The organism is Ruegeria sp. Ofav3-42, from assembly GCF_022347725.1.
Classification (GTDB): Bacteria; Pseudomonadota; Alphaproteobacteria; order Rhodobacterales; family Rhodobacteraceae; genus Ruegeria.
In genome coordinates, this window is sequence record NZ_JAKRGB010000019.1 from 23,569 (window position 1) to 35,105 (window position 11,537).

Sequence of the window (11,537 nt, forward strand, 5' to 3'; positions counted from 1 at the left end):
GCATACCCCCGTCAGAAAGCGGTCTTGTCGTTACCTTTTAGGTCCAGCCGTTGCCGGGCCTCGTCAGGTGTCGCGACCGTCAGGCCAAGGTTTTCGATGATTGAGCGGATTTTGCGGACCTGATCCGCATTCGATTTCGCCTTTTCACCCGGTCCAATGTACAGGCTGTCCTCTAACCCCACCCGCACGTTACCGCCAAGAATTGCTGCTTGAGTCGTGAAAGCCATTTGGTGACGGCCCGCCGCCAGAACCGACCATTCGTAACTGCCGCCAAAGAGTTTCTCGGCGATGGTGTGCATATGCATAAGGTTGTCGGGGTCTGCTCCGACGCCGCCCAGAATCCCAAACACCATCTGGATGAAAAAGGGCGGCTTGACCCAGCCCTGATCGACCACCCAGGCCAGGTTGTACAGGTGGCCAAGATCGTAGCATTCGAACTCAAACTTGGTACCATGACCTTCACCCAGCTCTTTCATCGCAAATTCGATATCGGCGAAGGTGTTGCGGAAGATGAAATCCCGGGTCATGCCCAGAAACTCGGGCTCCCACTCGTGTTTCCAATCCGAGTATTTTTGCATCATCGGGAAGATGCCGAAATTCATCGACCCCATGTTCATACTGGCCATTTCCGGGCTGGCACGCAGCGCAGCGCGCAGTCGGTCCTCTCGGGTCATACCCAGCCCGCCGCCTGTTGAGACATTCATGACGGCACCGGTTGCCTGTTTGATGCGCGGAAGGAACTGCATGAACAACTCCGGGTCGGCACCAGGTCGGCCATTTTCGGGGTTGCGAGCGTGCAAGTGGATGACTGAGGCCCCGGCCTCCACTGCACCAATGCTGGCCTCGGTGATTTCGTTCGGCGTGATCGGCAGGTATTCGGACATGGTCGGTGTATGGATACCGCCAGTAGGGGCGCAGGTAATGATGACGGGCTTGCTCATGCAATTGCGCCCCACGCGCCGCGGGCGTCCTGATCGACGATCTCGATAACATCGCCCGGCCGGGCCACGGTGATATGAGAGAAATTGCTGTCAGCCGTTGCGCCGTGCCAGTGCGGGTGCCCGGCAGGGATGGTCACAACGTCTCCGGGCTCCATAATCTGTTCGCCATTCTCGTCGGCGATGATGCCTCGCCCAACCGTCGCCATCAGGATCTGATCGACTTTGTGGATGTGCACGCGGTTGCGCTCGCCCGCGCCGAAGTTGACGATGTAGAGTTCGACATCTTTGGTTTCCGGCAGACCCGCAACCGGGGCAAAGGTAATATTGTCGCCGAGAAACAGATCGCCGGTCGCTGGCTTGGTGTTGGTTTGGGTCGATTTAATTACTTTCATAGCTTCATCTGCTGAACTTGCGCGCTCAGCCCTCCATCCAGAACCCATAGCTGTCCGCTGGCGTATCGCGCCTCGTCCGAAGCAAGCCAGTTGACAAGATTGGCGATGTCCTCCGGGGTGCCGTAGGTGCGCATCGGATGCACATCGCGCACAGCCTGTTGAAGTTGATCGATCGTTTTCCCCCCCGCACCTGATCCGTCGCCGGTGAAAAAGCTTTGCAGCATGGGCGTGTCGACATAACCAGGGCAAATCGCATTGACTCTGATGCCTTCAGGGCCGTGGTCACAGGCCATGGCCTTGGTCAAAGCGTGTACCGCGCCCTTGGTTGCGCAATAGGCGGCCAAACCGGGGTCGGCGATGAAACCGTCATAGCTGCCGAAGTTAATGATTGAGGCCGAAGTACCAGACGACGCAGCCTTGCGCATAAGCGGCAGAGCATGTTTTGAGGTCAGGAACGAGCCGGTGACATTTACTGCAAAGGACAGGTTCCATTCCTCCAGTGACGTCTCTTCGATGGTCTTTTCGATTTCGATCCCGGCGGCATTTACCAGAATGTTGAGCTGACCTGCTTCTGCCCTTACCTGTTCCATCGCCGCGACTGCATCCGTTTCCTGCGTGACGTCCAGTTTCACGAAAGTGCTGCCATCATCGTCATGAGCCGCCAAAGACCCCTCGGGCGTAAGGTCCGCCGCATAGACCCGCGCACCTTCGCGCAGGAAACGCGCTACAATGGCGCGTCCGATCCCACCGCGACCACCTGTAACCAGCGCCGTTTTGCCTTCCAGCATCATTCGTTGTTCTCCTTCAACGGCGGATAGCGATAGCGAGAGGCCGCGACCGTCCAGTCCATGTGATTGCGCACGAATTCCTGCGAAGCGTCGCGCGGCGGGTTGTAGTCCCATGCCTCGCCAGCACCCGCCTCCATCGCGGTATGCAAGGTCCGACGAGATTTCTGCGTTGCGATCACGTCGGCGCGGAGCATTTCGCTGTCCCACCGCTTCGCGACTTCGGCAGCAAACGCAGCGGCCTGATCAGCATAAGCCGGATCGCTTGCGACATTGACTTTTTCCAGCGGATCAGCGGCCAGATCGTACAGTTGCGGCGGATCGGGATCGCAGTGGATGTATTTCAGCGACCCGCGTCGGATCATGAACACTGGGTACGGCGTCATCTCGGCGCAGTATTCGCCGATGGCTTCGTCCGCAGGGTCATGCTCTCCACGCGCCAGTGGCATCAGGGAACGTCCGTCGACCGGCTCGCCATACAAATCAGCCGTGCCACCGGCGATTTCAACAAAGGTCGGCAACAGATCGAGCAGCGAACAGGCGTTGGAAACAGCGCCCTGAACAACACCCGGACCCGCCATGATCAAAGGCACGCGGGCCGAGTGTTCGAAAAAATTCATTTTATACCACAGACCCCGCTCGCCCAGCATGTCCCCGTGGTCTGCGGTGACTACGAAGATGGTGTTGTCCAGTTCTCCGATATCTTCCAACGCTTTAACCATCGCGCCGACTTTGCTGTCGAAATAGCTGACATTGGCCAGATAGGCGCGGCGGGCGCGAAGGACTTCTTTATCCGTCAAAGGCACATAACTCGCCTCAATCCCGTCCATCACCCGACGCGAGAACGGATCCTGTTCCTCTGGCGTCAAGGTAAACTCCGGCATAGGGATGTCCGCATCCGAATAGAGGCTCCACCACTCGGGCTTCGCTACGTAGGGATCATGAGGATGAATGAAACTGGCCACCAGACAGAAGGGAGCACCATCCCCACCGGCCCGGTCCCGTCCCCGGTCGATCAGCCATCGACGGGCGGCGAACTCGACTTCGTCGTCGTAATCGGTTTGGAAAGTTGCGACAGCCGCGCCGCTTTCCTTGACCGTCTGCATGTTGTGATACCACTTGTCGATCCGCTCATCCGGCGCTTCCCAGTCCGGAGTCCATGCGAAATCGGCAGGGTAAATGTCGGTTGTCACGCGATCCTGAAACCCGTGTTTCTGATCCGGACCAACGAAATGCATCTTACCAGAAAGGCAGGTCTTGTACCCAAGCGCCTTTAGGTAATGCGCGAAAGTCGGGACCGAGGCCCGGAACTCGCTTGCATTGTCATAGGCGGCAATCCGGCTGATCAATTGCCCGGACATGAAGGCAAAACGCGACGGGGCGCAGAGCGGCGAGTTACAATAGGCCGCGTCAAACCGCATGCCGCGTGCCGCCAACGCATCAATGCTCGGCGTCCTCACCGTAGGGTGGCCATAGGCACCACAAAAATGTGGTGCAAGCTGGTCGGCCATGACCACAACGATGTTGGGCCGTGTCACGGGGCGGCCTTTGCGTAAGCGTCCAAAACCAAACCGTGGAAGTGATGAACCGCATGTTCGGATTTGCCCGATCCGTTCGGGTCATGCACGATCCGGCCTTGAGTGAATGCGGGTGTGCTCATACCGCGTTGCACACTTTCGACGATGTCGATGTCTTCACGTTGCAGGACCTCGTCAAGATAGCGAATGGCCTCTAGCTCTGCCTCATCCGGTTCCGGCGTCTCAAGAAAGAAATCGTAGGTTTCAAGCGTCCGGTCCGGGCCAATCGGGATGATGTTCAGGACGATCATCGATGATCGGCCGGGGTAGCGCATAAGACATGTCGTGGGCCACAGCCACCAGACCGCATGGGTGCGAACGGTCGCATTGGACACGTCATAGGCTGTGTTCCCAACTTTGCCTGCTTCGGCCATATGGCTGGAATAGATACCGTAGGTGGTCACCTTGTAGGTGTCCATATCCACCAGATCGCAGAAATCCTTATGTGCAGTCGGGCAGTGGTAGCACTCAAGGAAGTTGTCAACGACATTCTTCCAGTTCGACTTAATGTCGTAAGTCAGACGATGACCAAAGGTCAGTTGCTCGATATCCGGTGCCCAGTGGCAAATTTCGGTTTCCAGATTGCCGGAAACTTCGCGCAACGGGGCCGCCAAAGGGTCGAGATTTACATAGATGAAGCCCGCGAATTCCTCGACCTGCACCTGATCGAGACAGATGTCCTTGGTGTTGAAGCCGGTGAGGTTTTCGGTTTCCGGTGCGCGCACCAATTGCCCGTCCAACTTGTAAACCCAGGCGTGATAAGGGCACATGATGCGCGTCGTTTCACCCTCACCCGAAAGCAGGTGATGCGCGCGATGTTTGCAGACATTATAAAAAGCACGCAGCGTGCCCTCACGGTCGCGAACGACCGCGATTGGGCGACCCGCAACTTCGATGGTTACATAAGAACCGGGCGTCCGAAGTTTTTCGACGTGACACACCCATTGCCATGTCTTGGCAAGAACCTCATTCTGATCAACCTGATACCACGCGGGGTCTACATAGGCTTCGGCTTTCAGAGAATTCGTATTGAAAGGGTCCGGGCTGAAACCATCGGATATCCGTTCGAATTGGTCTTTGGACGGCAGCTCGCTCATCGGAAACTCCACAACTCGGGGTCAGGTAACAACCCGTTGGCTGGCTAATGGAGTGTATGATCTGTCGAATCCGGCCTGGCATCATAACTTTTTTCGACCTCGATTCGACTTTTTTCGCCAATCAGCAAAAGCGTGCGTCACCCTGCGGGTTTCCGATGCATTGGCCATGCCCGAAACTCAAAAGGAACGCGGCCTTCCACCCTGTCGCGACTTGGCGGCAACCCGAACCGTTCTTTGTAGGCCCGGCTGAAATGCACCTGACTAGCAAACCCAGACGCCATTGCGACCTCGGCAATCGGCAGCTCGGTCTGCGTGACCAGACCACGCGCCCGATCCAAACGGATGTCCCGGTAATAGAGTGCGGGAGTTTTCTTGATGTAAGTTGCAAAGAGGCGATCCAGTTGCCGATGTGATATTCCGGCTTTTCTGCAGATCTCCGGCACTGGCATCGGATCTTCCAGATTGGCTTCCATCACCTGAATGGCAGCCCTCAACTTGGCAGGTACCGTCGCGCCTAATGGCTCGCTCCCTTCCGGCTGTTGCATGTCGGACGGTCCTCTGAGGCGATCGTGAAAGATGTACCGGGCCGCGGCGTTCGCTAAGGCACTGCCGTAGATCCCCTGCAAAACCTGCAATCCGAAATCCACAGAGGCGCTGCCGCCACAACATGTGATCCGGTTGCCATCCAGCACAAACAAATTCTCGACGACATCGATATCCGGGTAAAGTTCCTGAAACGCGTCAATGTGTTCATAATGGACCGTCGCCCGCCGCCCGCTTAGAAGCCCGGCCTGCGCAAGGATAAATGCACCCGTATCCAGCGACCCCAGCGTGGTACCGGCGCGCGCCCAATGTCGCAGTGCATTTCCCGTTTTTGCCGTCAGGTGTTTCTCGGGCGTCCAGCTTGTGGAAACGACAACAATATCCGCCGCTGCAGCGGCAATTTCACCAAGAGCAACAGTATTGACTTCCGCCCCGTTGCTGGCGACGCAAAAGCCGCCCGTCTCGGACACGAATTCCCATGAGAAATAGGGGCGGCCATCCAAATAGTTGGCGGCACGAAACGGGTCGATAAACCCCATTGTCGCGGCCAGATTGAAACTTGGGGCAATCACCACGAAAACCCGGGTAACTGCCCTTGAGCTATTTACCATGTGGCATCCGCCTCATTTGCGCTACCTTAGCGTCAAGAAAATAACTTTTGCATTCATCGCGCAAGTCAGATGCTAGAATCCGGACTTCGACTGAATCTTAGTCATCAAGCTGTACAAGCGGACGATTGCCTGTTGCGAAGCGAAATGGACGGCGATGGCATGGTCAAACGAAAACTGGATTATCGACAAAATTCCGCCCTTCCTGTATCTCATTATAGTGGTTGGGAAAAACGGGCTGAATCCATTATCCAATCTTCCGGTAGGCGGCTTATGGACAATCCGGTACGATGTGCATTCCCACTCCTGGGACAACCGTTTAGGATGCGCCGCGAAGTAACCCCATCCGAGCCCAGAGTGGCAAAACCGAGAGTCTTCGTTCGTGAAAATTGACAATCCCATGGCCACACAGCCACGACATGAAATGCAAACTGCACGCAATCAGGGTATCACATTCCTGGCGTTGGCATTTCTGTTCAGTATCTTCGTCAACTTGTTGATGCTGACCGGGCCGTTGTTCATGTTGCAGGTCTACGACCGTGTACTCGGGTCCCGTGCGGTTGAAACCCTGGCGGCACTGTTCCTGCTGGTTGCGTTGTTGTACGGTCTAATGGCGATGCTCGATTTTGCGCGAGGTCGGATCGTGGCGCGTTTTGGCGCCCGGTTTCAGTCTCAATTGGACGAGCGCGTGTTTGACGCAACCCTGCGGCAGTCGCTGCATCCACGTGCGCGCGCCGCTCCGGCAATGGCGTTGCGCAATCTGGAGTCTATTCAAAAACTGTGTTCGTCACCGGTTCTTCTGGCCGTTATGGACATCCCTTGGACGCCGATTTTTATAGCGGCGATCTTTCTGTTTCATCCTCTTTTGGGCTGGCTGGCCGTCGGTGGCGGCTCTCTTTTGATCGTCATTGCCCTGTTGAACCAGGCGCTTACCCGACGCAAAGTCGCCATGGCGCAATCCGCTTCGGCCAACGCCAATATTTTTTCCGAGCATGCAAGACAGGCGGCTGAAGTTGTGCGCTCGCAAGGCATGCAAGAGGACATTACCCGACGGTGGCAACGGCAGCGCACTAGTGCTCTGCATCAGACGATCGCGGCCAGCGACTGGACCGGTAGCTTTTCGTCCGTCACCAAGTCGCTGCGGTTATTCTTGCAATCCGCGATGTTGGCGCTTGGCGCGTTGTTGGTTCTGCGCAATGAACTGACGCCCGGGGCAATGATCGCAGGGTCAATCCTGTTGGGTCGCGCATTGGCACCCGTCGAGCAGGTTGTGGGGCAATGGGCGGTTGTCGAGCAGGCTCGAACCGCTTGGAGATCGCTGAACCAGTTTCTGGATGCCACCCCACCCGAAACACCGCGCACCAAGCTGCCGGTGCCCAAATCTCGGCTGACAGCGAAAGGATTGACCGTCGTTCCACCCGGCGCGGACGCCCCGACTTTGCGCAATGTCTCACTTACTCTAGAGCCTGGGCGGGCGCTTGGCGTGATTGGCAAAAGCGGTTCGGGTAAATCAACGCTGGCCAAGGCGCTTTTGGGTATATGGCGGCCCGCAACCGGGGAAATTCGCTTGGGCGGCGCGACTCTGGATCAGTATGATCCAACCGATCTGGGCCAGCACATTGGATATCTGCCGCAGGAAGTCACTTTGTTCAACGGCACGGTTGCGGAAAACATTGCACGCATGTCCGAGAACCCGGACCCTGAGGCTGTTGTCGAAGCAGCCAAGAAAGCCAACGCACACGAGCTGATCCTGACTTTGGAAAAAGGGTACGACACCATTCTGGAAGGCAATGACAGTCAGCTGTCAGGCGGACAGAAACAACGGATTGCCCTGTCGCGAGCCCTGTACGGAGACCCGGTTCTTTTGATTTTGGATGAGCCGAACTCGGCCCTGGATGCCGACGGAACAGAGGCGCTGAACGCTGCCATTCGTGGGCTAAAGGCTGCGGGAAAGTCCGCAATCATCATGACCCACCGGCCTCAGGCAATCTCGGAATGTGACGATCTTGCGGTCGTCGAACGCGGACAAGTGGTGAAAGCCGGGCCGCGGGATGAGGTTCTGGGGGCGGTTGTTCAAAACGCGGGATCGATCAAGCGCAACCTCACTAAGGCTGGAAACTAATGCAGGACACAGCGGCAAACAATTCGCGCTCGGCGTGGCGCATTACTATCCCGGCTTTGGTGGGTTTTACCGCATTGGGCATTCTTGTCGGCGGGTTGGGCCTTTGGGCAGTCAAGACACGGTTGGCAGGCGCGATCATCTCTCAGGGCATCATCGAAGTTGAAACCAATCGGCAGGTGATCCAACACCCCGATGGCGGCGTTGTTGGTGAGATCTATGTACGCGATGGCGATGCCGTCTCTGCCGGCGATTTTCTCCTGCGTCTGGACGATACTTTTCTGTCGTCTGAGAAAACCATTGTCGAAGCTCAACTTTTCGAATTGTTGGCCCGTCGGGCCCGTTTGGAGGCCGAGCGCGATGGCGCCGATGCCGATGCTTTGGCCACCCGTCTCGCCGAGATTCAACAGGAGGATGGCATCGATTCCGACCTGATCGCCGGTCAGCAACGCCTTTTCGAGGCGCGACTGAACACGCTGACCCAGCAAACCGAGCAATTGAGCAAACAAACCGTCCAGATTGAAAGCGAAATTGAAGGCACCGAAGCGCAGTTGGTTTCACTGCGGCGTCAGGTCGAGTTGATACAGGAGGAGTTGGATGATCAGGAAAGCCTGCTTCAACGCGGGCTGACGCAGGCCAGCCGGGTGTCGGCCCTGTTGCGTGAAGAGGCCAGCCTGACCGGGGATATCGGCCGCTTGGAAGCCGCCGTCGCACGGTTGAGAGGTCAGATATCATCTACCGAAATCGCTATTGTCGAGCTTGAGGCGACGCGGCGGGAAGAAGCCATATCGACCCTGCGCGACATTCAATCTCAGATTTCTGAACTTGCCGAACGCCGCCTGTCACTGGACACTCGCCTGTCACGGCTGGACATTCGAGCGCCGGTGTCGGGAACCGTCTATGACAGCCAGGTCTTTGCGCTGCAGTCGGTGATCCAGCCTGCCGAACCTATGATGTATCTGGTGCCGCAGGATACCCCCTTGCTGGTTGCGGCCCGCGTGGACGCGATCCACGTCGATCAGCTGCACGTCGGCCAGTCCGTTCTGTTGCGATTTCCCGCCTTTAATCAGCGCGAAACCCCTGAAATCGATGGGCAAGTCATCACGGTTTCCGCGGACACCTTCACAGACGACAAAACGGGCCAAACGTTTTACCGCGCCGAAGTTGTTCCCGATGACGGGCAGGTCGAACGGCTGAAAGGGCAGGAACTGCTGCCCGGCATGCCAGTGGAGACGCTGATCAAGACAGATGAACGTACACCTTTGTCCTATCTAGTCAAACCACTGGCGGATTACTTCAACCGGGCGTTCCGCGAATGATCGCCCGGTTACTTCAGGGGGCTTCAACGTTTCCCAGCAGGATTGAGGTCATGTCGGTCGCGATCACCCCATCCACCGCCACGACGTCGACTCCGGTTTCATAAGAAACGTTTTGGCGCGTGATGCCCGATAGGTCCGCGTCATCATCAAGAAAAACCCATTCCGGCCGCTGTGCTGTAGGCAGACCGACCGCCACCCTCAGAATCTCCAATGCGTCCAGCGCATTAACGGAACCATCCCGGTTGAAGTCGGCCGCAATCAGGTTCTCGGGCGAGGCGGGTCCGAAAGTTGGGTCCAACCCAACCGAAATCCGCAACACCTGCAGGGCGTCCAGAGCGCTGATGTCCTTACTCGCTGTGGAATAGGTTTTGATCACGTCGAACTCACCTTCAAATGAGCCCGACGGCAAATTCAGATCAAACCGACCATCGCTGTCCGCGCGAACACTCACGGTGCCACCACCGTTGGGAGTGAACCTGATTTCGGCGTCGCTGAGGCTGGGGTTCGAAGTCTCGGAGTTGATCGAAACGTTCCCCAGCACGCCATCGGAACTACCCGGATCGAGTCCTCCGAAATCACCGAAGTCTACAGGAATATGATCTGGGCCGCCGAAACCTGCCCCAAACACCTGCGCACCGGTCAACGGTCCACCGGACGCCGAAATCACGTTGATCGTCTCATTCAGGTATTCGATGCGCGCGCCCTGCGCCGTGGTCGTGAACGTGAGCTGCGCCGGGGTTCTCATCAACGGATAGTCAAACAGGTCCAACCGGTCGATACCGGCCTGAAAATCCGTGATTGTGGTGAGGTCCGTGCGGTACTGCATGACGAAGATGTCCGCACCCGCCCCACCTGTCATAATCGTGGCGCCGGTGCCTGCAATCAATATGTCATCGCCAGCCCCGCCCATGAGGGACGTCGGAAGGATATTGCCGCTCAGCATATCGTGCCCTGAAGTGCCATTAACCGCCCCGAAGCCACTGCGTGTGACGCCCAAGTCCGCTACGTTTACTGTAAGCTGTGTCAGACCCGCATCTTGCTGCGACGCGGCCAGAATCTGCAACTCATCCCCGACACGCGCGGCGCTGAAGGTCTCGACGTTTTGCAGCCCGCTGTGAATCGTATCGGCAAAGCTGTCCAGATACACCAATTGGCCGGCAGGTGTCATCGTGAACAAGGTGATCCCGTCATCGCCACCCCCGGCCACCATGAAAACGCGCCCATCGACTTCGATCACCGAAAGATCTTGAACCGACTCGAACCGTGTATGCAGTGAATCCAAGACGTGATCGGTCGGGATCAGACGGCCATCGCCGGCCAACTCCATAACACTGAGCGAGTTACTCTGTGCGCCAGCAACCACTACCCATGACCTCCCGTAAGCCTGTACAACTTCGACCGCCGTCGGTGTTGCGATACCCAGAGTCGCCAGGGATTCGCTGTTGTCCACCGCACTAATGGCGCCAGAATCCCCATCGACCCGATAGGTCGAGACGGTGTTGCGGGCCGCATCCGCAGCAATCACAAAATTGTCCGCGCCAATCCGAACTGCCTGCATCGAATCGGCCCGCGCAGTGATAGAGCCCGAAGCCGTCAACGTGCCGTCTCCGTGCACGGCATAAGTAGCGATTTGCCCGGTGTCCTCGTGGGCGATCATCAACAAATCACGGGAACCGGTCGAAAGCTGGACCAATGCGGGAATGTCCCCACCGCCGTTCAGCGTTCCTGTTTCGCGTAAGGCACCGACGGTTCCATCAGGATTCAGCTCATACCCTACAAGGCCTGTTGCAGTGTCGATATCCAACACAAGCTGGTCACCACCACCCAACGATACAGGCTTTCCGCTGCGCCCGACCTGAAACGTGATCGTACCGCTGAAGTACTCTGTATCCAGCAACTGTGGAATCGCGCCATCGACCAGTTTCCAGACGGCGATACCGCCTCCTGCGCCGGTCAAACTGTATAGATACGTGACACCGTTAAGCGTTTTTAAAGCCGTATCACGGATACCTGAATCGAGCGCTGCGCTCCCCGTCGCAACCACTCCTTCGAACTGAAGCATCATACTAAATCACCCCACGCCAAAACTTGGCAACGACTGCAGGATGATCTGATGCCCGGTCCGAAACCAAAGCGGAAATGTGGTGAGAACGAGG

Annotated in this window: 9 protein-coding genes; 2 read left to right on the forward strand and 7 right to left on the reverse strand. The window is 57.2% G+C overall.

Annotated elements, in window-relative coordinates; translation table 11 throughout:
- Nucleotides 1-11 precede the first annotated feature (11 nt).
- The 6 genes from MHN28_RS21255 to MHN28_RS21280 form a co-directional block, all read right to left on the reverse strand.
- Nucleotides 12-941: a 3-keto-5-aminohexanoate cleavage protein gene (locus MHN28_RS21255; RefSeq protein WP_239344619.1), complete on the reverse strand. Its 930-nt coding sequence runs from the start codon at nt 939-941 to the stop codon at nt 12-14.
- Nucleotides 938-1,333 (reverse strand): cupin domain-containing protein, encoded by a 396-nt coding sequence (locus tag MHN28_RS21260; protein WP_239344621.1) that lies wholly within the window; start codon nt 1,331-1,333, stop codon nt 938-940. Before MHN28_RS21260 ends, MHN28_RS21255 begins: the two co-directional genes overlap by 4 nt.
- Entirely contained in the window at nt 1,330-2,124 is a 795-nt protein-coding gene (locus tag MHN28_RS21265; RefSeq protein WP_239344622.1) for an SDR family NAD(P)-dependent oxidoreductase, read from the reverse strand. The genes MHN28_RS21260 and MHN28_RS21265 overlap by 4 nt, the downstream gene beginning before the upstream one ends.
- Complete coding sequence (gene betC / locus MHN28_RS21270) at nt 2,121-3,656, reverse strand: choline-sulfatase (protein ID WP_239344624.1); 1,536 nt, start codon at nt 3,654-3,656, stop codon at nt 2,121-2,123. Before betC ends, MHN28_RS21265 begins: the two co-directional genes overlap by 4 nt.
- Nucleotides 3,653-4,792 carry an SRPBCC family protein gene (locus tag MHN28_RS21275; protein ID WP_239344625.1) on the reverse strand — a complete coding sequence of 380 codons (1,140 nt, stop codon included), beginning with the start codon at nt 4,790-4,792 and terminating at the stop codon, nt 3,653-3,655. The genes betC and MHN28_RS21275 overlap by 4 nt, the downstream gene beginning before the upstream one ends.
- A 137-nt stretch (nt 4,793-4,929) precedes the next feature.
- Nucleotides 4,930-5,946, reverse strand: a complete 1,017-nt coding sequence (locus MHN28_RS21280) for a GlxA family transcriptional regulator (protein ID WP_239344627.1) — start codon at nt 5,944-5,946, stop codon at nt 4,930-4,932.
- Between the two features lie 421 nt (nt 5,947-6,367).
- Between MHN28_RS21280 and MHN28_RS21285 the strand changes: the two genes are divergently transcribed.
- Entirely contained in the window at nt 6,368-8,065 is a 1,698-nt protein-coding gene (locus MHN28_RS21285; protein WP_239344628.1) for a type I secretion system permease/ATPase, read from the forward strand.
- Nucleotides 8,065-9,381 carry an HlyD family type I secretion periplasmic adaptor subunit gene (locus MHN28_RS21290; protein ID WP_239344630.1) on the forward strand — a complete coding sequence of 439 codons (1,317 nt, stop codon included), beginning with the start codon at nt 8,065-8,067 and terminating at the stop codon, nt 9,379-9,381. The genes MHN28_RS21285 and MHN28_RS21290 overlap by 1 nt, the downstream gene beginning before the upstream one ends.
- 13 nt (nt 9,382-9,394) lie before the next feature.
- On the opposite strand, the gene MHN28_RS21295 is transcribed toward MHN28_RS21290, so the two are convergent.
- Nucleotides 9,395-11,446: a dockerin type I domain-containing protein gene (locus MHN28_RS21295; protein ID WP_239344631.1), complete on the reverse strand. Its 2,052-nt coding sequence runs from the start codon at nt 11,444-11,446 to the stop codon at nt 9,395-9,397.
- Nucleotides 11,447-11,537: the final 91 nt, after the last annotated feature.